Below are 18,443 nucleotides of genomic sequence, written 5' to 3'. Positions count from 1 at the left end.
TGCGAGGGAGGCCCTAGATGGCGGCTTTGATCCTGTTCGGCGGCGGCGGCGACCTCGCCATGCGGATGCTTTTGCCGTCGCTCTACTTCCTGGATCATGACGGCCTCCTGCCCCAAGGGCTCAAGATCATCGGCGCCGCCCGATCTCAGGAGACGGCCGAGGACTACATCGCCAAGGTGCGCCAGGCGGTGCAGCCCCGCGCCGAGGCCGACGACGCCTGGGACGAGGCCAGCTGGGCGCGCCTGGCCGCCCGGCTCGACTACCTGGCGGTGGACGCCACCGACGCCGAGAGCCTGCGCGCGTTGAAGGCCCGGTCCGGCGAAGGGGACACCGTCTCCTTCCTGGCGGTGTCGCCCTCTCTCTACGGCCGCATCGTCACAGCCATGAAAACGGCCGGCCTGGCCGAGAAAAACGATCGCATCGTGCTGGAGAAGCCGGTCGGCCGCGACCTGGAGAGCTTCCTCGAAATCGACGACGCCGTGGCCCACGCCTTTGACGAGCGGCAGGTGTTCCGCATTGACCACTACCTGGGCAAGGAGACGGTGCAGAACCTGATCGCCCTGCGCTTCGGCAACGCCATCTTCGAACCGCTGTGGAACAATCTGACCATCGACCATGTGCAGATCACGGTCGGAGAGACGGTCGGCGTCGGCGACCGCTGGCCCTATTACGACGAATACGGCGCGCTGCGGGACATGGTGCAGAACCATATGCTGCAGCTGCTGTGCCTCGTGGCGATGGAGCCGCCCAGCGACCTGGACCCGGATTCGGTGCGCAACGAAAAGGTGAAGGTGCTGCGCTCCCTGCGCCCCGTCACCGCCGAGGACGCCGAACGCGTCACCGTGCGCGGCCAGTATGTGGAAGGCGCGGTCGAGGGCCGCACCGTCGACAGCTATGAGACCGAGCGCGGCCAGCCGTCGGACACGGAGACCTTCGTCGCCATCCGGGCCGATATCGACAACTGGCGCTGGGCGGGGGTGCCCTTCTTCATGCGCACCGGCAAGCGGCTTCCAGAGAAGCGCACCGAGATCGTCATCCAGTTCAAGCCGGTGCCCCACTCCATCTTCGGCCACGGCGAGCGCGGGGCCATCTACGACAACCGCCTGGTCATCGAGCTTCAGCCCGATGAGGACATCTCCCTGTCGGTCATGAACAAGAAGCCGGGGCTGGAGCAGAGGATGCAGCTTCAACCGATCCAGATGAGTCTGTCGTGGGGGCAGGACGGCAAGGACGCCGCGCCGCCGCGCCGCCGCATCGCCTATGAACGGCTGTTGTTGGACGCCCTGCACGGCGACTCCACCCTGTTCGTGCGCCGGGACGAGGCGGAACAGGCGTGGAAATGGATCGATGAGGTGGCCGACGCCTGGGCCTGCCGCGAGTGCCGGCCGCTGGACTATGACGCCGGGACCTGGGGGCCGGAGGCGGCCGACCTGCTGCTGTCGCGCACGGGCCGGAAGTGGAACACGCGATGATTGCGAGCCAGACCTTTACCACCCGCGACGCCTGGGCCGAAGCTGCAGCGAACGCGCTGGCCGAGGCGTTGGCGAACGCCCTGGCTGCAGGCGGACGCGCCCTGTTCGCCGGATCGGGCGGATCGACGCCCTCGCCCATCTACGCGCGGTTGTCTGAGGCCGACCTCGACTGGGCCGGGGTTACGGCGACCCTGGTTGACGAGCGCTATGTGCCCGAAACCTCGCCTGACTCGAATGCGGCCTTGCTGAAGCGCACCCTGTTGACCGGCCGGGCCGCCGCGGCGCGCTTCACGCCCCTCTACAACCCCGCCGTGACAGTGGATCGCGCCGCCGCAATCGCCTCTCAGGCGCTGGCCGCCGAGGGCCGCCCCCTGGACGCCGTCCTGCTGGGCATGGGGGAGGACGGACACATCTGCTCCATGTTCCCCGGCAGTCCGACGCTGACGACCCTGCTGACGCCGGGCCTGAAGCCCGCCGTCTACGGCGTGCCCGCTGGGCGTAACGGCGCGGCGCCGCCGCAGGAGCGGCTGACGCTCAACCTGCCCTGGCTGGTCTCAGCCCGGCGCCTGGTGCTGGCCCTGACCGGAGCCAAGAAGCGCGTCGTATTCGAGCGCGAGGCTGCGGGCGATCCTGCCGTAAACCCCATCGCCGCCCTGATCGCAGCGAACGCCCCCCTTGAAGTGTTCTGGACGGAGGCCGAGTGATGGCGCTCAATCCTGTGGTGGCCGAGGTCACCGCCCGCATCGTCGAACGCAGCCGCAAGACCCGCGCCGACTATCTGCGCCGCATGGACGCGACGACGGGATCGGGGCCGGGGCGGGGCAAGCTGTCCTGCGCCAACTGGGCCCACGCCTTTGCGGGCCAGACAGTCGCCGACAAGCTGACGGCCATGACCGGGGCCCAGCCCAACCTCGGCGTCGTCACCGCCTATAACGACATGCTGTCGGCGCATCAGCCGTTCGAGCGCTTTCCGGAGGTTATCCGTCAGGCCGCGCGCGAGGTCGGCGCCACGGCCCAGGTGGCGGGCGGAACCCCGGCCATGTGCGACGGCGTCACGCAGGGGCGCCCCGGCATGGAGCTGAGCCTGTTCAGCCGCGACGTCATCGCCATGTCGACGGGGGTGGCCCTGACCCACGATGCGTTCGACGCCGCCCTGATGCTGGGCGTGTGCGACAAGATCGTGCCGGGGCTGTTCATGGGCGCCCTGGCCTTCGGCCATCTGCCGGTCGTCTTCGCCCCGGCCGGGCCGATGCCCTCGGGCCTTCCCAACGCCGAGAAGGCCCGCATCCGCGCCGAATACGCCCAAGGTCTGATCGACCGCGCCGAACTGCTGAAGAGCGAGATCGCCTCCTATCATTCGCCCGGCACCTGCACCTTCTACGGCACGGCCAATTCCAACCAGATGATGATGGAGGTCGCCGGGCTGCACATGCCCTCGACCGCCTTCGTGCATCCCGACACCGGGCTGCGCGACGCCCTGACGGCGGCGGCGGCTCAGCGGGCCGTCGAACTGGCGCGCGAGGGGCGCGGGCGCATGGCCGACGTCGTATCGGAAAAGACCATCGTAAACATGATCGTCGCCCTGCTGGCCACCGGCGGCTCGACCAACCACGCCATCCACCTGGTCGCCATGGCGCGGGCCGCAGGGGTGCTGATCGACTGGACCGACATGGACCAGCTGTCGTCGGTGACGCCGTTGCTGGCGCGGGTCTATCCCAACGGTTCAGCCGACGTGAACGCCTTCCAGGCGGCGGGCGGCGTGGCCTTCGTCACCCGCGAACTGGTCGAGGCCGGGAACCTGCATCCCGACGTGACCACCATCATGGGTCAGGGGCTCGAGCCGTACTTCAAGGAGCCTCGGCTGGAGGACGGCGAACTGGTCTGGCGCGACACGGTGAAGGAGAGCCTGGACCTGACCATCCTGCGGCCCGCCTCGGACCCGTTCGACCGCGAGGGGGGCCTGCGGCTGGTGCAGGGCGATCTGGGACGGGCGGTGATCAAGGTCTCGGCGGTCAAGCCCGAGAACCGCATCGTCGAGGCCCCCGCCGCCGTGTTCGAGACCCAGGAAGACGCCTTGCAGGCCTTCAAGGACGGCCAGTTGAACCGCGACGTGGTGCTGGTGCTGCGCTTCCAGGGACCCAAGGCCAACGGCATGCCGGAACTGCACAGCCTGTCGCCGGCCCTGTCTGTGCTGCAGGACAAGGGCTTCAAGGTCGCCTTCGTCACCGACGGCCGCATGTCAGGCGCCAGCGGCAAGACGCCCGCCGCCATCCATGTCAGCCCCGAAGCCCTGGCCGGCGGCCCCCTGGCCTACGTCCGCGACGGCGACGTGATCCGGCTGGACCCCGAGGCGGGAGTGCTGACCACGTTGGGGATCGAGGATCTGGACGCACGCCCGGCGGCGAAGCGCTCGCGCGCCCATGCCGAAGGCTCGTCCTGGGGTTATGGTCGTGAACTGTTCGGCGCCTTCCGTCAGACGGTGTCGACGGCGGAGGAAGGCGCCAGCGTCTGCTTCGCCTCGCCCATCGGCGCCAACGGCCATGACGACGGCCCGCCCGATCCGAACCTGGTCGATCGCGCCGTGGACGCCTGAACCCGCCAGGAGAACCCGCGAAGGAGAAAGCATGAGGGACGCGACCCTATTGGTAGGCGACGTCGGCGGAACCAACGCCCGCTTCGCCCTGGCCCGCATGGTCGACGGCCATCCTCGGCTCGAGCATTTCGACAGCTTCCCGGCCGAGACCTATCCGACCTTTCTCCAGGGGGTGCAGGCCTACCTCGACGACTGCGCGACCAAGCCCGCAGGCGGGGTCATCGCCGTGGCCGGGCCGGTCACGGACGGCGCCATCGACCTGACCAACTCGCCCTGGCGTCTGTCGGAGAAGGAGCTCCAGTCTCTGGGCCTCAATCCGGCCCGGCTGATCAACGATTTCGAGGCCCTGGCCTGGGGCGCGCCGATCGTGCCGGCCGACCAGCTGGCGCCCCTGGGCGGGCCGACCGAAGGCGACCCGCACGCCGCCATCGCCGTGCTGGGCCCCGGCACGGGCTTCGGCATGTCCGCCCTGGCGCGCGACGCCCGCGGGCGCGAGATGGCCCTGCCCAGCGAAGGCGGCCACGCCTGTTTCGCTCCCGGCGACGAGGTCGAGGATGAGGTGCTCCGCATCCTGCGCCGCCGCTACGACCGCGTGTCCATCGAACGATTGATCTGCGGACCGGGCCTGCTGAACCTGCATCGCGCCCTGGCCGAGATCGACGGCCGCGAGAGCCATATCGACGACCCCGCCCAGATCACGACCCAGGCGCTGGACGATCCGAACAGTCCCTGCGGCGCCACCCTGGCCCGCTTCTGCGCCATGCTGGGCGCCGTGGCTGGCGACATCGCCCTGACCACCGGCGCGCGCGGCGGGGTCTATATCGCCGGCGGCATCGTCCCGCGCATCCTGCCCTTCATCCAGGCCAGCCCCTTCCGCCGACGGTTCGAGCGCAAGGGACGTTTTCAAGACTATATGGCCGCCATCCCCACCAAGGTGATCCTGCATGAACACGCCGCCCTTTTGGGCGCGGCGCGCGTGGCCTTCGCCGAAGCAGGCTGAAAAACGTGATCACAGAGGCGTGAACCGATTGTGAGCCCGCGAGTTTCCAAGGCTCAACCATCTGGAGCACAACCATGCGCAAACTCGTTCTCGCCGCTGTTTCCGTCGCCGCCATGACCGGCCTGGCCGCCTGCCAGAACCCGGCCGAGAAGGAAGCGGACGCTCGCGCCGACGCCGTGGAAGCGGAAGCCGACGTCACCGCCACGCAGCTTGAGAACCAGGCCGACGTCGCCCCGACCGACGCACAGGCCGACGCCCTCAACGCCCAGGCCGACGCCGTGCAGAAGAAGGCCGACGAGAAGGCTGACGCCATCAAGGCCGAGGCCGGCAACCTGGACGGCGGCATGACCACCTCGAACACCCCGCCGAAGTCCTAAACAGACCTCGCACAGAACAAGGGCCCCGTCGTGATCGCGACGGGGCCCTTTTCATGACGTCAGTCGATGCAGAGCGTCGGCTTGGCCTGACTGTGCTCGATCACGGTGCGACAGCCGAAACGATTGCTGTCTGCGGCGCAGAAGCCGCTCGCGGCCGCGCCGACCGCAGGGCGGGCGTCAGCGGACGCCAGGCAGTCGCCCTGACACTGGGCGCCGTCGGTGCAGGGCTTCCCCGCATCGGCGTAGCGAATGACGCACTGGACGCTCTGCAGCCGTCCCACGGGACGCATCTCTCCGCCCCGAGCGGCGCAGGCCGCGACCTCGGCGGACTGATCGGTCGCCTTCTCGGCGGACGGCGCGCATCCGGCCAGCGCCAGCAGAGCCGAAAGCCCCGCCGCCACGATGATTTTCCCCTCACGCCGTGCGGCCTTTCTGGAAGCCGGTCCAGCAGTCGTCGTAGTCGAGCTGCATCAACGGCGTCTGCTCGGCCCATTGCGTCGTGCGGATGGGCATGCGCGTCTCGAACATGAAGGCCAGGGTGTTCTCGATCTTCACCGGCTTCAGCTCGGCCCTGGTCGCCCCGTCCCAGCTGGCCTGATCCGGACCGTGGCCGCTCATCCGGTTGTGCAGGGAGGCGCCGCCGGGGGCGAAGCCGCCCGCCTTGGCGTCATACTCGCCGAAGATCAGCCCCATGAACTCGCTCATGACGTTGCGATGGAACCACGGCGGACGGAAGGTGTCCTCGGCCACCATCCAGCGCGGCGGGAAGATGACGAAGTCGCAGTTGGCCGTGCCCGGCGTGTCCGACGGGCTGGTCAGGACAGTGAAGATCGACGGGTCCGGGTGGTCGAAGCTGACCGTGCCGATGGTGTTGAACCGCGCCGTGTCATAGCGATAGGGGGCGTAGTTGCCGTGCCAGGCGACCACGTCCAGAGGGCTGTGGTCGAAGGTCACAGCCCACAGCTTGCCGCCGTATTTCTGAACGCACTCGGTCGGACGATCCACGTCCTCGAAGGCGGCGACCGGGGTCTCGAAATCGCGCGGATTGGCCAGGCCGTTGGAGCCGATGGGGCCGAGGTCCGGCAGGCGGAAGGGCGCGCCGTAGTTCTCGCAGACATAGCCGCGAACCTCACCGTCCACCTCGACGCGGAAGCGCACGCCGCGCGGGATGACGACCACGTGGCCCGGCGCCGCCTCGATCACCCCCATCTCGGTGACGAAGCGCTGCGTCCCCAGTTGCGGCACGATCAGCAGCTCACCGTCGGCCGAATAGAAGACCCGATCGACCATCGAGCGGTTGGCGACATAGAGGTGGACGCCCACCCCTGTCCCGGAATCGGCGCAACCGTTGCCGCCATAGGTGGTCAGCCCCTCGACCCAGTCGGTCGGCTGGTCCGGCATGGGCAGCGGGTCCCAGCGCATCCGGTTGGGATTGGGCGGCGTCTCGGTGAAGGGACCGGAGCGCACCCTCCCCTGCGCGAACGGCTGATAAGGCCCGTGCTGGGCCGACGGCCGCAGGCGATAGAGCCAGCTTCTCAGATTATGGTCGCGCGGAGCGGTGAAGGCCGTGCCCGACAGCTGTTCGGCATAGAGGCCCAGCGCGGGGCGCTGCGGCGAGTTGCGTCCCACCGGCAGGGCGCCGTCCACCGCCTCCGTCGCGAAGTGGTTGCCGAAACCGCTCTGATAGGCGGGCGCGTTGGATCGCGTCATGTCGTTTCTCCCTTACCGGGAGGTGTAGCGAGTGAATCCCGCCCCGTCATCCTGAGCCGCACAGCTTTGCCCTGGATCAAACGGTATGCGGCATCATCCTTCTCCCCTTGAGGGAGAAGGTGGCTCGCGGAGTGAGACGGATGAGGGGTGTCGGCGCAGTCCTTCGACGTGCCGGCGCACCGCGTCGAACACGAGGTTCGGAGTGTGCAGTATCGCGGAGTTGTCGAAGCGCAGCACCGTATAACCAGCCTCGGCCAGCCAGGCGTCCCGGTCCGCGTCGCGCGCTTCGGTCAAGCGATGGATCCCGCCGTCGGCCTCAATGACCAGCTTCAGGCCGTGGCAGGCGAAGTCTGCGACATAGGGACCGATTGGAGCCTGCCTGCGAAATTTGAATCCATGCAGCCGCCGATCCTTCAGGAGTATCCAAAGCGCGACTTCGGCATCGGTCGGCACGCTGCGAGATCGACGGGCCACTGTCGGAGGGCTTCTCCATCGCGTGCAGCTTAACCGGGTTAGGGCGCGCCGACACCCCTCATCCGACCTGCTTTGCAGGCCACCTTCTCCCTCAAGGGGAGAAGGACGTTAGAAGCCCTGGGCGCGGGCCAGTCGTTCAGCGTGGAAATGGGCGTCGCCGAGAAGTTCGTTCAGGACGCGGACGCGCTTCATGAACAGGCCGACATCGAACTCGTCCGTCATGCCGACGCCGCCATGCATCTGAACCGCCTCCTGCACCGCCAGTTCGGCAACGCGGCCCGCCTTGGCCTTGGCGATTCCGGCGGCCTGTTCGGCGTCGGGACGACCCGCGTCGATGGCCTGAAGCGCGGCCAGCGTCGCCGCCTTGGCCAGTTCCAGCTCGGTGAACAGATGGGCGGCGCGGTGCTGCAGGGCCTGGAACTCGCCGATCAGCCTGTCGAACTGCTTGCGGGTTTTCAGGTAATCCAGCGTCGTCTTGAACGCCTGATCCCCCGCCCCGACCAGCGACGAAGCGGCGCAGGCGCGGCCCAGCGTCAGGGCGGCGTCCAGCGGTCCCTGCCCTTCGCCCACCGCGCCGATGACAGCGTCGGCGTCGACCTGAACCTCGCTCAGGGTCACGCGGGCGGCGTTGTGGGCGTCGACCATGACGGTGCGCTCGACCGAGACTCCCGGCGTCGCCGGATCGATGAGGAACAGGGTCAGGCCTTCATCCGTCTGCGCCGCGACGATCAGGGCGTCGGCGACATGGCCGTCCAACACGAAGCCCTTGGCGCCGTTCAGCTTGAAGCCGTTGCCGGAGCGTTCGGCGCGCGCAGCGATCTTCGCCGGGGCGTGTTTGGGCCCTTCGTCGACGGCGAGACTGAGGATGGCCTCGCCCGCCGCGATCCGGCCCAGCCATTGCTTCTGCGTCTCTGATCCCGCCGTCTTCAGCACCGTCGCCGCCAGCACGGACGAGCCCATGAAGGGCGACGGCGTCAGGGTGCGGCCCAGACTTTCAGCGATGACGCCCGCCTCGACGGCGCCGAGGCCGGAGCCGCCGTCTTCCTCAGGAATGACGACGCCGGAAAATCCCATCTCGCCGAACGCCCTCCACAGGTCGCGCGAGACGCCGTCAGGGTCGCGGCTGTCGCGCAGGCGGCGCAGGTGGGAGATCGGCGCATTTTCGCTCAGAAAGCCGTCGGCAGCGTCCTGAAGCAGGATCTGCTCTTCGGTCAGGATCAGGGGCATGGACTCAGGCTCCCGGCTTCACGGTGAAATAGGAGAAGGCGAAAAAGATCGTCTGATAGAACGGCGCCGCCAGCAGGACGATTTCCTGAAGGGGAGATGGTCGCCGCGAGAACTTCAGCATCCCCGCAACGATCAGAGCGATAAGCGGCGCAAAGAAGAACGCTTTCGCTCCCCAACTCGGCGCTATGTCCTGCCAGGACATTCCCCAGCCCGCAGGCGTCAGCATGACGAAACTGAGCAAGCCGCTCAGTACAATCCCGATCACAGCCGCAGCCAGCAGCTTCGGGCGTGGCACCACATGGCTAACCATCACGCCCCCGGCAGTTGCAGCAGGTGTTTGGCGATGATGTTCAGCTGGACTTCGCTGGTCCCGCCTTCGATCGAGTTGGCCTTGGTGCGCAGCCAGTCGCGGGCGGCCTGGCCGTCGTTCGAGCGCTCGCCCTCCCATTCCAGCGCGTCCGATCCGCCCGCCGCCATGGCCAGTTCGTGGCGGCGTTTGTTCAGTTCTGAGCCGTAGTATTTGAGCATGGAGGCGATGGCCGGATGGGCCTGTTTCGCCTTCATCTGATCGCCTGCCCGCTCCATCGCCAGACGGAAGGCGGCGGCGTCGATGTCGTAGTCGGCGATGCGGGCGCGCAGCAGCGGCTCATCCAGCCGCCCGGCCTCGTCCAGCCCCAGATGATCAGCCGCGACCTGACCCAGCGGTCGGCCGACCCCGGTATCGCCCATGGCGCCGATCATGGTCCGCTCATGCGCCAGCAGGGTCTTGGCCACGTCCCAGCCGCGATTCAGCGTGCCGATCAGGTTCTCCTTCTCCACGCGCACGTCGTCGAAGAAGGTCTCGCAGAAGGGCGACTTGCCGCTGATCAGGGTGATGGGCCGCGTCGTCACGCCCGGCGTCGCCATGTCGAACAGGACGAAGCTGATGCCCAGATGCTTGGGCGCCTCGGGATCGGTGCGGACCAGGCAGAAGATCCAGTCGGCCTTGTCGGCGTAGGAGGTCCAGATCTTCTGGCCGTTGACGATCCAGTGGTCGCCCTGATCGACCGCGCGGGTCTGGATGGAGGCGAGGTCGGACCCGGCGCCCGGTTCGGAATAGCCCTGACACCAGCGGATTTCGCCGCGCACGATGGGCGGCAGGAAGCGCTGTTTCTGTTCCTCGGTCCCGAAGGCCAGCAGGGCCGGGCCCAGCATCCAGACGCCGAAGCTGTAGAGCGGCTGCCGCGCCTTGATGCGGCGCATCTCCAACGCCAGCACCTTGGCCTCCTCGCGGTTCAGCCCGCCGCCGCCGTATTCGCGCGGCCATTCCGGCGCGGTCCAGCCGCGCTCGGCCATGCGGTCCAGCCAGACCTTGTGTGCAGGAGTCGGGAAGACGGCGTTGCGGCCGCCCCAGACCATCTCGGCCTCGCCCGGCGCGGCGCCGCGACATTCAGGGGGCAGTTCGCCTCCAGCCAGTCGCGCGTCTCGGCGCGGAACGTCTCCAGATCGGCCATGACCGCCCTCCCTCGCGTTCTTGCTTGGAGAGGACGCTAGCCGGTCCTTTTTGGAAACGGAACCTACTTCTTGGTGGGCATGAAGGGCGAGAAGGTGATGACGGTGAAGGTGTCGCGGATGTGCGGACGCGTCTGCACCTGCTTGGTGACGAAGGCGCCGATGTCGGCGTCCTTGGGCAGTTGGAACTTGGCCAGCAGGTCGTGCTGGCCCGAGGTCGAATAGACCTCGCTCACATTCTCGACATTGTCGACCAGATCGGCCGCAACATCGTGGGCATGGCCCAACTCGCATTTGATGAAGACGAAAATGGCGGTCATCATGGCCTTCAAGCCTCCCGTTCAAGTGGAGGTCTCTAGCGGATGGAGACGACATGGGTAAGGCTTTGTCGCCCGAGGCGACGCTGACGATGGAACGGGCTGCGGCCTATGAGGCGGCCTATAACAACCGCGCCCGCGTGCCGGGGCACCCCGCTATCCTGGATCGCTGGCGCAAGGACTCGCTGCGGGTGATCGACGCCCGCCGGCCCGAGACGATCGAATACGGTCCGTCCGAGCGGCAGAAGATGGAGTGGTTCGACGCCGGGTCCGGCGCGCCGGTCGCCGTCTTCATGCACGGCGGCTATTGGCAGTCGCTGGATCGGGGCTGGTTCGCCTGGGTCGCGCCCGCCCTGCTGGAGCATGGAATCAGCGTCGCCGTGCCGGGATACGATCTCGCGCCCGGCGTCTCGGTCGGCAAGATCATCAGCCAGATGCGCGAGGCGACGGAGGCGGTGCGCGCCCGCACCGGCAAGCGGCCGCTGGTCTTCGGCCATTCGGTCGGCGGGCATATGGCGGCGGGCATGCTGTCCGAGGGCCGAGCGCGGGCGGCGCTGGCGATCTCGGGCGTGTTCGATCTGGAGCCGCTGGTCCACACCTCGCTGAACGAAGCCCTGGGACTGGACGCGCCGATCGCGCGCGCGCTGTCGCCGCTCCACTGGCCCGCGCCGAACGGCTCGACGCCCGGCGGCACGGCGCTGGACTGCTGGGTCGGCGGCGACGAGAGCAATGAGTTCGTGCGCCAGAGCCGCGAGATGGCCGCCGCCTGGGGCGGCAAGGGCGCCGATACCCGCGTCGAGATCGTAGAGGGCGCCGACCACTTCACCGTCCTGGACCCGCTGGCCGATCCCGACAGCGCCATGGTGAAGCGGCTGGTGGAGCTGGCGACCGCCGAATAGCGGCGCTTACCAGGATTGATCCCGGTTACCCTTGACGTCAGGGGCGTCGCGCGCCGATCTGCGGGCCTCGGATCTTGAAGGAGACCTCCATGCGCCACGACCGCCTCAGCGTGCTGACCGCTCTTGAAACCCAGGGCGTGGTGCCGGTCTTCTATCACCCCGACCAGGAGGTCTGCGCCGAGGTGATCCGGGCCTGCGCCCGCGGCGGCGCCAAGGCGATCGAGTTCACCAACCGCGGCGACTTCGCCTGGGAGACCTTCACCGCCCTGTCCAAGGAATTCAGCCGCACGGATCCCGACATCATCATGGGCGTGGGCTCGATCCTGGATGCGCCGACGGCGGCCCTCTACCTGGCCTCGGGCGCGCGCTTCGTCATCAGCCCCTGCCTGGTTCCCGACGTCGCCAGGGTCTGCAATCGGCGACAGGTGGCCTATTCGCCCGGCTGCGGCTCGGTGCGCGACATCTCCGAGGCGCAGGAGCTGGGCTGCGAGATCGTCAAACTCTTCCCCGGCGCCTCCGTCGGCGGCCCGGACTTCGTCAAGGCGGTTCTGGGCCCCATGCCCTGGAGCAAGATCATGCCGACCGGCGGCGTCGACCCGGACGAAGCCTCCATCGCCAAATGGTTCGGGGCCGGCATCGTGGCGACCGGCATGGGCTCCAAGCTGATTACCGAGGCCGCGATCCAGGCGCGCGACTGGGCCGGCATCGAGGCCAAGGTGCGCCAGACCGTCGAGGCGATCGCGGCGTTCCGGGCGAAGGGCTGACCTTCTCCCTCCCCTTCAGAAAGGGCGCTCAAGGGAACGAGCGGCAACGCATAAAAAAGACCCCGCCGGCTCGCCCGACGGGGTCTTTCTTCTGTTCAGCGACAGGCTCGCCTCAGGCGGCGGCTTCGGCCTTGGCGGCCAGCTTGGCCTGGTGAGCCTTCATGCCCGCCGCGATCAGTTCGGCGGCTTCGCCGGCGTCGCCCCAGCCGTTGACCTTGACCGACTTGCCCTTCTCCAGATCCTTGTAGCGGGTGAAGAAGTGCTCGATCTGCTCGATCAGGATGGCGGGCAGCTGACGGTAGCTGGAGACCTCGGTGTAGTAGGGGTTCAGCTTGTCGACCGGCACGGCCAGGATCTTCTCGTCGCCGCCGGCTTCATCGACCATCTTCAGCACGCCGATCGGGCGCGAACGGATGACGCAGCCGGGCACCACCGGCGTCGGGTTCAGCACGATCACGTCGCAGGGATCGCCGTCGTCCGACAGGGTGTGCGGCACGAAGCCGTAGTTGCCCGGATAGTACATGGCGGTGTGCAGGAAGCGGTCGACGAACAGGGCGCCCGACTCCTTGTCCATCTCATACTTCACCGGCAGTCCGCCCTGCGGAATCTCGATGATGACGTTGATGTCCCACGGCGCGTTAGGGCCGACCGGGATGGCGTCGATGTTCATGGTACGCTCTTATTGCAGGTGCGAACGGGGAGAATTGACGCGCGTGATAAGCTTTGCGCGGCTTTACGGCAAGCGTCGCGGCGATCACGCTTGCCTTGCGGCGGCTGACGTGGCGTCAATCCAGACATGAGTCTGTTCGATTGGATCGCCCTGTTCGTCTTCGTCGTCGCCTGGCTGGGCTATGGCCCGCTGATCCGCCTGGTGGCGCGGCGCAGCGGCTCGCTCAACATGGACATGCTGTCGGTGCGCGACGCCTGGATGCGCGCCATGACCCATCGCGAAATGCGGCTGATCGACAGTCAGTTGATGGGCCATTCGATCAACTCGGCCTCCTTCTTCGCCTCGACCAATCTGCTGCTGATCGCCGCCGTGGCCGGGGTGCTGTTCGGGGGCGAGGCGGCGATGCGCGGTTTCGCCGCCGTCGGGGCCGAGCCCGTCGCTCCGCGCCTGATGGAGGCCAAACTGGCCCTGGTTCTGGTCTGCCTGGCGCGCGGTTTCCTCGACTTCATCTGGGCCTTGCGCCAGCTGAACTACACCCTGGCCCTGATCGGCGCCGCGCCGGAAATCCACGAAGAGGCCGATCGCGTCGCCTATGGCCGCGCCGTGGGGCGGTTGCTGAACCCCGCACTGACCAATTTCAACCAGGGCGTTCGCGGCTATTATTTCGCCCTGGCCGCCGCCGCCTGGTTATTCGGGCCACTGTGGCTGATGCTGGGCGCGGTGTCGGTGTTCGCCCTTCTGGCCTGGCGTCAGCTGGCCTCGCCCGCCGCCAGCGCCATTCGCCAGGCCCGCCGTCTGCTTGAACGCGGATGATTATCTCGCATATGCGAAATCGTCATCGCCGCCCCGCGCCGCCGAGAGGCGACGTCAGACTTCGTAACACCCCGTGATTGTATAAGATTGACTCGGCGCTTGTATTTTTGTGCGCTGCAAACTAACTTGTTTTTCGACGCTTTCGAGCGTCTTGCCCTTCCTGGGCGTTTCCTCCCTATAGACTTTCCAAAGCCGCGCCGTTTGGCGCGGCTCTTTTTTTGCCTCGTTCGCGGTCGTCAGGCGCTCTGGTCCGCGCACAGGCCGGCGATGACCCGCCGCAAGGCCGAGCGACATCGCGTCCAGCCCGGCGAGGGCGCCCAGGCCGCCTCATCCCAGTACAGGCCCCGGCTCAACTCCACCTGGATCGCCTGAAAACCCTCGTCCGGCCGCCCCCAGCGCTGGGTCGCATAGCCGCCCGCATAGGGCCGGTTCAGGCCGACCATCAGCCCCTGCGCCTCGAACAGCCGCCGCAGCCGCCGCGTCAGCAGCGCCTCGCAACTGGTCCCGTGCCGATCGCCCAGCACCACGTCCACCGCCCCGTTCGTCGCCCGCGCCGGCATGGAGTGCCAGTCGATCAGCACCGCTCGTCCGAACCGCGCCCGCGCCGTCTCCATCATCTCATGCAAGGCCGCATGATAGGGCGCATGGACCCGCGCCACCCTCGCCTCAACCTCACGCCACGTCAGCCGTCGATCGTAGAGCGGCGTGCCGTCCCCCGCCAATCGCGCCACCACGCCGTACCCCGCCTGAGCCTTGGCACTGGCGCGCGGCGCGACGGCGTCCGTGATCAGCGCCGGATCCCACTCGTCCGGCGCCCGGTTCAGATCGACGTAGGCTCGACCGATCCGCGCCGCGATCAGAGCCGCGCCTTCTGCCGGACCGCCGTCGATCAACTGATCGACGGCCGCGTCCTCGGCGCTGCGGACCGCGCGCATCGAGGCCGCCGCCTCCATGTCCTCGGGATAGAGGTCGCCCGAGTGCGGCGAGGCGAACACCAGAGGCGTCGCCCGCCCGGCCTCGGCCGGAACGATCCAGAAGGGCGGCTGATACGCATCCATGCCTTGGCCATAGCCTGCTTTGTCGCGAAAGGCGCGCCCGAAGCCGTTGCGCCCGCCGTCGTCTTCACCGCCGGTTTACTCCGCAGGGCCTAGGCTGACCGCCAATTCCCCAACGGTTTCGATTCGATCATGGCGCGCATTCTTCTGGCCGAAGACGACAATTCTCTTCGCGGCTTCCTGACCCGCGCCCTGGAGCGGGCCGACCATGAGGTCGTGGCCTGCGAAAACGGCGACGACGCCATCGACGCCCTGGACCAGGGCCCCTACGACCTGCTGCTGACCGACATCGTCATGCCGGGCGCCGACGGCATCGAGGTCGCCCGCGTCGCCGCCGCCCGCCAGCCGGGCCTGCGCATCATGTTCATCACCGGCTTCGCGGCGGTCGCCCTCAGCGCCGCCCAGGCCTCGCCCCAGGCCAAGGTCCTGTCCAAACCCGTCCACCTGCGCGACTTGGTGAACGAGGTCGAACGCATGATCGCGGCCTAACCGAAAGAAAAGTCGAACAAAGGCGTCAAAGCCCCTTGCAGCCCCCGCAAACGGCGGGTTATAGACGCCGCCTTCCCGCCCACCGGCGCACACGCCGAGGGGCCGCAGAACAGGCGGACGCGTAGCTCAGCGGGAGAGCACTACGTTGACATCGTAGGGGTCACAGGTTCAATCCCTGTCGCGTCCACCATTCTTTTCCTTAGGCTTTTTGGAACAACTCCCACTCGGGAGATTGTCCTGCCCAGGAAACGCCCATGAAACGCTCCCCGCCCAGTTCATCGCCGACCGATCGCTAAGCGCGCCTCCTCCATATAGTCCGGGCAGTGGTGCCCATAGGCCCTGGTGATCAGCCCCTCGCTGGCGCCGGTGAAGCCGGCGACCTGCCAGGTCGGCACCCCCTTCTGAAGCAGCCAGGTAATGCAGGTGTGCTTCAGCGTGTGCGGCGTCACGTCCGCTCCCAGGCCTGCCCGCTCCTTGGCGCTTTCAAAGCCGCTGCGCTGACGCTGGATGATTTCCCCTTCGTATTCGCACGGGCCGTGAATCGTCAGCCGACGCCGATGGCGCGCCGGCTGAGACTCATCTTCATCGCTTCGATCTCGCCGACGATGTCGAGGCCGCGATAGACGATCGACGTCTCGTGGCGGACGTAGGCGCCGTCGCGCGCAGCGCTGAGCCAGTTGAACGAACCAGCGCAGTATAGGTCGTTGTCGGCCATGACGATCTTGCTGTGGACGTCGCGCACCTCGATCATTTCGACACCCGCCAACGCCATGATTTCCTTGGCCGCTTCCAGGTTGTCACGCCCCATCGCGGTGCGGATGGAGCGATCAGCGTTGAGCGCCCGATCCGTATAGACCGATATCCTGACGCCCCGCGCCGATGCGGCGGCGATGTAGTCTCCCAGTTGCGCCTGCTCCAGCGCCTGACGGGTGATCCAAGGCGACACAATGTGTAGTTCGCGGCGGACGTCTGCGAGCACATCACGCAGGAATGCATCATGCGCGGCCGTGTCGCGCAGGTGCTCCACCCTGCCTCGTCGCATTAGATCCTGTCGCGGCGCCTGCTCGAAGGCGAGCCGGTTAGCCTTATCGGCGAACAGATAGTCGCCCAACAGCCCTCGAGGGCTGGATCGGGGCGCGGCTGAAAACAGGTCCATGTCTCCGAAGACGATGAAGCTGTTCATCGCGCGCGAGACGGCGACATTGAGCATGCTCGGGTTGCGGTCGATGAAATCGCCGTCGGCGTGTTTGGAATAGGTCGGTGAGAACAGCATCACGGGCCGTTGCCCGCCCTGGAAGGCGTGAACACTGCCGACGGTCAGTTCCCCGCCCGATCCGGCTGAAACACCAGCCTTATGCAAGGCGGATCGGATCGCGCGCACCTGCGCGCCAAACGGCGTGACGACGCCGACGATGTCGCTAAGCGGTCGGCCAGGATAGGCGGTCTCCAAGTCCTTTCGCCGCTCCGTCAGCCAGGCGGCGATCGCGTCGGCCTCAGCCAGATTACGCCGACTGCCGGAACCGTCCGCTTCGCAGCGGCCGTCAATATGAATGTAGCCGAGCGGCGGCAAGCCGTCGCCGCCGGCTGCGTCCGCCTTGCGGCCGCGCAATGGCCGCAACTTGCCCCGATAGCAAAGCGCATTGCAGTAGCTGACGATCTCATCGAAGCAACGCCGATGCTCATCGAGCATCAGCCCACGGGCAAGATCGGTGGCCTGATGATATCGGGACAAGGTCTGGGCGACCTGCATGACGCTGCCGGAAGCGGCGGCGCGGCCGCTGTCCCGGGCCGGATTGCGTCCGGCTTTCCGGTCGTCAGGCGTGAGCAGGCCCTGCTCCATGAGGTTGCCGACGTCGACACGACCGGGAATGCTCCAGATCGGCGGGATTTGCGCCGTATCGCCAATGACCAACGCGCGTCTAGCCAGGGAGAAGGCGGCGCCGGCGACCTCGGGCGTCGCCTGACCGGCCTCATCGACGATGAGCAGGTCCGCAAAATCATAGAGATAGTCGTCGACGAAGCGGTCGTCCTCGTGCCGCCGACCACGCAGCAGGACCGGTAACATATGGAAGGTCGAGACAACGCAGGGCGTCAACTTCATGCGGCGACGCCATCGGGCCTCCAGCCAACGCCGGCCTTTGCGCCCCTTCTCCTTTGCGATGTCCTCGACGTTCGCCATGTCGAGGAGCCACCGCCCTTCCCAATAATGCGTGGTCGTCAGGAAGATCGGAAAGCGCAGCAGCCTGTCGGCGTCGGCGTCACATTGCGCGAGCGTATGTCCAGCGGCGTCCTCGGCGGAGACGCCCAGCGGACGCAGCACGGCGCGCCAATGCTCAAGACACGCCGCCTCTCGCCCCAGCACCGCCTCGGCTCGTGCAAGGTCGGCCTGTCGCGTGGACAGCGTCCGACGCGCATCCTCGGCCCTGCAGGAGATCGCAAGCGCGATATCGGCGAGGCTCCGCTGCTCCGGCAGCGCGGGCCAGAGCGGGCGCAGCATCTGGCGAGCATGATACAGCCGCCGCCGCGCCACTGCAGGGAGCCAGGTCAGCAGGACATGCAACAACGGCTCGCTCGCCAAGTGCCGGTCCCAGGCTTCGAGGATCGAGTCCGCCTGTCCACACTCGGCCACAGCTTCCTCCACATGGGCGTACAAGGCGGCGATCACATCGGCCGGACTTTCTCCCAACAAGGCCCGGGTCGCCTCGCGCGCACTGCAAAGCGCCGACCAGCCCGCCTCGATCGTCGCAAGTTCGGCGGTCTGCGCCTGAAGTCGCTGGTGGAGCGCTTCCACAGCCCCCTCGACCGTAGGCTCGGGCAGGTCAGGAAAGGCGATGGCGGCCGCATTCAGGAAGGCGGTTCTGGCCCTCTCCAAGTATTCAGCATCCTCAATTCGATCAAAGAAGGCTTGCGTCTGATAGACGGCCGCCTCGCTGCGGCGCGAGGCGGCAGGAAAATAACCAGCGAAGCTCGTCACCTCAGGCAGCCAACGGCCGGCGAAGGCTCCCTCTCCCGTCGCGAAATCGGAGCCGAACGCATCAATGATGTTGGTGACAGCCTGATTATTGGTCGAGGCGGCGAACACGACCGGAGGC

At 67.4% G+C, this 18,443-nt stretch carries 20 protein-coding genes and 1 tRNA gene; 10 read left to right on the top strand and 11 right to left on the bottom strand.

Annotated elements, in window-relative coordinates; all coding sequences use genetic code 11:
* Positions 1-17 precede the first annotated feature (17 nt).
* The 5 genes from zwf to AC52GN_RS01365 all read left to right on the top strand — a co-directional run bounded on the left by zwf (position 18) and on the right by AC52GN_RS01365 (position 5,442).
* A complete protein-coding gene (gene zwf, locus AC52GN_RS01385) occupies positions 18-1,472 on the top strand; it encodes a glucose-6-phosphate dehydrogenase (RefSeq protein WP_496527942.1) in 1,455 nt (484 codons plus the stop codon).
* Complete coding sequence (gene pgl, locus AC52GN_RS01380; protein WP_496527941.1) at positions 1,469-2,176, top strand: 6-phosphogluconolactonase; 708 nt, start codon at positions 1,469-1,471, stop codon at positions 2,174-2,176. Before zwf ends, pgl begins: the two co-directional genes overlap by 4 nt.
* Positions 2,176-4,065 (top strand): phosphogluconate dehydratase, encoded by a 1,890-nt coding sequence (edd, locus tag AC52GN_RS01375; protein ID WP_496527940.1) that lies wholly within the window; start codon positions 2,176-2,178, stop codon positions 4,063-4,065. Before pgl ends, edd begins: the two co-directional genes overlap by 1 nt.
* A gap of 31 nt (positions 4,066-4,096) precedes the next feature.
* Positions 4,097-5,065, top strand: a complete 969-nt coding sequence (gene glk, locus AC52GN_RS01370; protein WP_452112023.1) for a glucokinase — start codon at positions 4,097-4,099, stop codon at positions 5,063-5,065.
* Between the two features lie 74 nt (positions 5,066-5,139).
* A complete protein-coding gene (locus AC52GN_RS01365) occupies positions 5,140-5,442 on the top strand; it encodes a hypothetical protein (RefSeq protein ID WP_338577891.1) in 303 nt (100 codons plus the stop codon).
* A gap of 59 nt (positions 5,443-5,501) precedes the next feature.
* On the opposite strand, the gene AC52GN_RS01360 is transcribed toward AC52GN_RS01365, so the two are convergent.
* From AC52GN_RS01360 to AC52GN_RS01330, 7 genes are all read right to left on the bottom strand, one after another.
* Positions 5,502-5,843 (bottom strand): hypothetical protein, encoded by a 342-nt coding sequence (locus AC52GN_RS01360; RefSeq protein WP_496527939.1) that lies wholly within the window; start codon positions 5,841-5,843, stop codon positions 5,502-5,504.
* 13 nt (positions 5,844-5,856) lie between these two features.
* Entirely contained in the window at positions 5,857-7,152 is a 1,296-nt protein-coding gene (gene hmgA / locus AC52GN_RS01355) for a homogentisate 1,2-dioxygenase (RefSeq protein WP_496527938.1), read from the bottom strand.
* A gap of 93 nt (positions 7,153-7,245) precedes the next feature.
* Entirely contained in the window at positions 7,246-7,626 is a 381-nt protein-coding gene (locus tag AC52GN_RS01350; RefSeq protein WP_496527937.1) for an endonuclease domain-containing protein, read from the bottom strand.
* Positions 7,627-7,734: 108 nt separating this feature from the next.
* The gene (locus AC52GN_RS01345) at positions 7,735-8,853 is read right to left on the bottom strand and encodes an acyl-CoA dehydrogenase family protein (RefSeq protein ID WP_496527936.1); all 1,119 of its coding nucleotides are present in this window, start codon (positions 8,851-8,853) and stop codon (positions 7,735-7,737) included.
* Positions 8,854-8,857: 4 nt separating this feature from the next.
* Positions 8,858-9,163 carry a hypothetical protein gene (locus AC52GN_RS01340; protein ID WP_496528833.1) on the bottom strand — a complete coding sequence of 102 codons (306 nt, stop codon included), beginning with the start codon at positions 9,161-9,163 and terminating at the stop codon, positions 8,858-8,860.
* The gene (locus tag AC52GN_RS01335) at positions 9,163-10,251 is read right to left on the bottom strand and encodes an acyl-CoA dehydrogenase family protein (RefSeq protein WP_496527935.1); all 1,089 of its coding nucleotides are present in this window, start codon (positions 10,249-10,251) and stop codon (positions 9,163-9,165) included. The genes AC52GN_RS01340 and AC52GN_RS01335 overlap by 1 nt, the downstream gene beginning before the upstream one ends.
* Before the next feature lie 158 nt (positions 10,252-10,409).
* Positions 10,410-10,667: an Lrp/AsnC ligand binding domain-containing protein gene (locus AC52GN_RS01330; RefSeq protein ID WP_291779074.1), complete on the bottom strand. Its 258-nt coding sequence runs from the start codon at positions 10,665-10,667 to the stop codon at positions 10,410-10,412.
* Between the two features lie 50 nt (positions 10,668-10,717).
* Here AC52GN_RS01330 and AC52GN_RS01325 point away from each other — a divergent pair, with 50 nt between their 5' ends.
* Together AC52GN_RS01325 and AC52GN_RS01320 are read left to right on the top strand one after the other, a co-directional pair.
* Positions 10,718-11,560 carry an alpha/beta hydrolase gene (locus tag AC52GN_RS01325; protein ID WP_496527934.1) on the top strand — a complete coding sequence of 281 codons (843 nt, stop codon included), beginning with the start codon at positions 10,718-10,720 and terminating at the stop codon, positions 11,558-11,560.
* Between the two features lie 89 nt (positions 11,561-11,649).
* Positions 11,650-12,324, top strand: a complete 675-nt coding sequence (locus AC52GN_RS01320) for a bifunctional 4-hydroxy-2-oxoglutarate aldolase/2-dehydro-3-deoxy-phosphogluconate aldolase (RefSeq protein WP_338577884.1) — start codon at positions 11,650-11,652, stop codon at positions 12,322-12,324.
* A gap of 112 nt (positions 12,325-12,436) precedes the next feature.
* On the opposite strand, the gene ppa is transcribed toward AC52GN_RS01320, so the two are convergent.
* Positions 12,437-12,994, bottom strand: coding sequence for an inorganic diphosphatase (gene ppa, locus AC52GN_RS01315; RefSeq protein WP_346522423.1), 558 nt, complete (start codon positions 12,992-12,994; stop codon positions 12,437-12,439).
* Between the two features lie 126 nt (positions 12,995-13,120).
* Here ppa and AC52GN_RS01310 point away from each other — a divergent pair, with 126 nt between their 5' ends.
* Positions 13,121-13,807 carry a DUF599 domain-containing protein gene (locus AC52GN_RS01310; RefSeq protein WP_291779066.1) on the top strand — a complete coding sequence of 229 codons (687 nt, stop codon included), beginning with the start codon at positions 13,121-13,123 and terminating at the stop codon, positions 13,805-13,807.
* Between the two features lie 236 nt (positions 13,808-14,043).
* On the opposite strand, the gene AC52GN_RS01305 is transcribed toward AC52GN_RS01310, so the two are convergent.
* Positions 14,044-14,865 (bottom strand): N-formylglutamate amidohydrolase, encoded by an 822-nt coding sequence (locus tag AC52GN_RS01305; protein WP_496527933.1) that lies wholly within the window; start codon positions 14,863-14,865, stop codon positions 14,044-14,046.
* 129 nt (positions 14,866-14,994) lie between these two features.
* On the opposite strand from AC52GN_RS01305, the gene cpdR reads away from it, so the two are divergent.
* Positions 14,995-15,351, top strand: coding sequence for a cell cycle two-component system response regulator CpdR (cpdR, locus tag AC52GN_RS01300; RefSeq protein WP_003166166.1), 357 nt, complete (start codon positions 14,995-14,997; stop codon positions 15,349-15,351).
* Positions 15,352-15,466: 115 nt separating this feature from the next.
* Positions 15,467-15,541 (top strand) — tRNA-Val (locus AC52GN_RS01295).
* Positions 15,542-15,626: 85 nt separating this feature from the next.
* On the opposite strand, the gene AC52GN_RS01290 is transcribed toward AC52GN_RS01295, so the two are convergent.
* Positions 15,627-15,860, bottom strand: coding sequence for a tyrosine-type recombinase/integrase (locus tag AC52GN_RS01290; RefSeq protein WP_496528832.1), 234 nt, complete (start codon positions 15,858-15,860; stop codon positions 15,627-15,629).
* A 35-nt stretch (positions 15,861-15,895) separates the two neighbouring features.
* Entirely contained in the window at positions 15,896-18,433 is a 2,538-nt protein-coding gene (locus AC52GN_RS01285) for an AAA domain-containing protein (protein ID WP_496528831.1), read from the bottom strand.
* Between the last annotated feature and the right edge of the window lie 10 nt (positions 18,434-18,443).

This window comes from Brevundimonas sp. SS2672 (genome assembly GCF_059579685.1).
The sequence above is the reverse complement of the archived record's forward strand: the minus strand, read 5'-3'. Positions and strand labels throughout refer to the sequence as shown.

What these genes read in the sequence shown, in the direction of transcription:
- zwf (WP_496527942.1), top strand. Translation starts at nt 18, where the DNA reads ATGGCGGCTTTGATCCTGTTCGGCGGCGGCGGCGACCTCGCCATGCGG.
- pgl (WP_496527941.1), top strand. Translation starts at nt 1,469, where the DNA reads ATGATTGCGAGCCAGACCTTTACCACCCGCGACGCCTGGGCCGAAGCT.
- edd (WP_496527940.1), top strand. Translation starts at nt 2,176, where the DNA reads ATGGCGCTCAATCCTGTGGTGGCCGAGGTCACCGCCCGCATCGTCGAA.
- glk (WP_452112023.1), top strand. Translation starts at nt 4,097, where the DNA reads ATGAGGGACGCGACCCTATTGGTAGGCGACGTCGGCGGAACCAACGCC.
- AC52GN_RS01365 (WP_338577891.1), top strand. Translation starts at nt 5,140, where the DNA reads ATGCGCAAACTCGTTCTCGCCGCTGTTTCCGTCGCCGCCATGACCGGC.
- hmgA (WP_496527938.1), bottom strand. Translation starts at nt 7,152, where the DNA reads ATGACGCGATCCAACGCGCCCGCCTATCAGAGCGGTTTCGGCAACCAC.
- AC52GN_RS01345 (WP_496527936.1), bottom strand. Translation starts at nt 8,853, where the DNA reads ATGCCCCTGATCCTGACCGAAGAGCAGATCCTGCTTCAGGACGCTGCC.
- AC52GN_RS01340 (WP_496528833.1), bottom strand. Translation starts at nt 9,163, where the DNA reads ATGGTTAGCCATGTGGTGCCACGCCCGAAGCTGCTGGCTGCGGCTGTG.
- AC52GN_RS01335 (WP_496527935.1), bottom strand. Translation starts at nt 10,251, where the DNA reads ATGGTCTGGGGCGGCCGCAACGCCGTCTTCCCGACTCCTGCACACAAG.
- AC52GN_RS01330 (WP_291779074.1), bottom strand. Translation starts at nt 10,667, where the DNA reads ATGATGACCGCCATTTTCGTCTTCATCAAATGCGAGTTGGGCCATGCC.
- AC52GN_RS01325 (WP_496527934.1), top strand. Translation starts at nt 10,718, where the DNA reads ATGGGTAAGGCTTTGTCGCCCGAGGCGACGCTGACGATGGAACGGGCT.
- AC52GN_RS01320 (WP_338577884.1), top strand. Translation starts at nt 11,650, where the DNA reads ATGCGCCACGACCGCCTCAGCGTGCTGACCGCTCTTGAAACCCAGGGC.
- ppa (WP_346522423.1), bottom strand. Translation starts at nt 12,994, where the DNA reads ATGAACATCGACGCCATCCCGGTCGGCCCTAACGCGCCGTGGGACATC.
- AC52GN_RS01310 (WP_291779066.1), top strand. Translation starts at nt 13,121, where the DNA reads ATGAGTCTGTTCGATTGGATCGCCCTGTTCGTCTTCGTCGTCGCCTGG.
- AC52GN_RS01305 (WP_496527933.1), bottom strand. Translation starts at nt 14,865, where the DNA reads ATGGATGCGTATCAGCCGCCCTTCTGGATCGTTCCGGCCGAGGCCGGG.
- cpdR (WP_003166166.1), top strand. Translation starts at nt 14,995, where the DNA reads ATGGCGCGCATTCTTCTGGCCGAAGACGACAATTCTCTTCGCGGCTTC.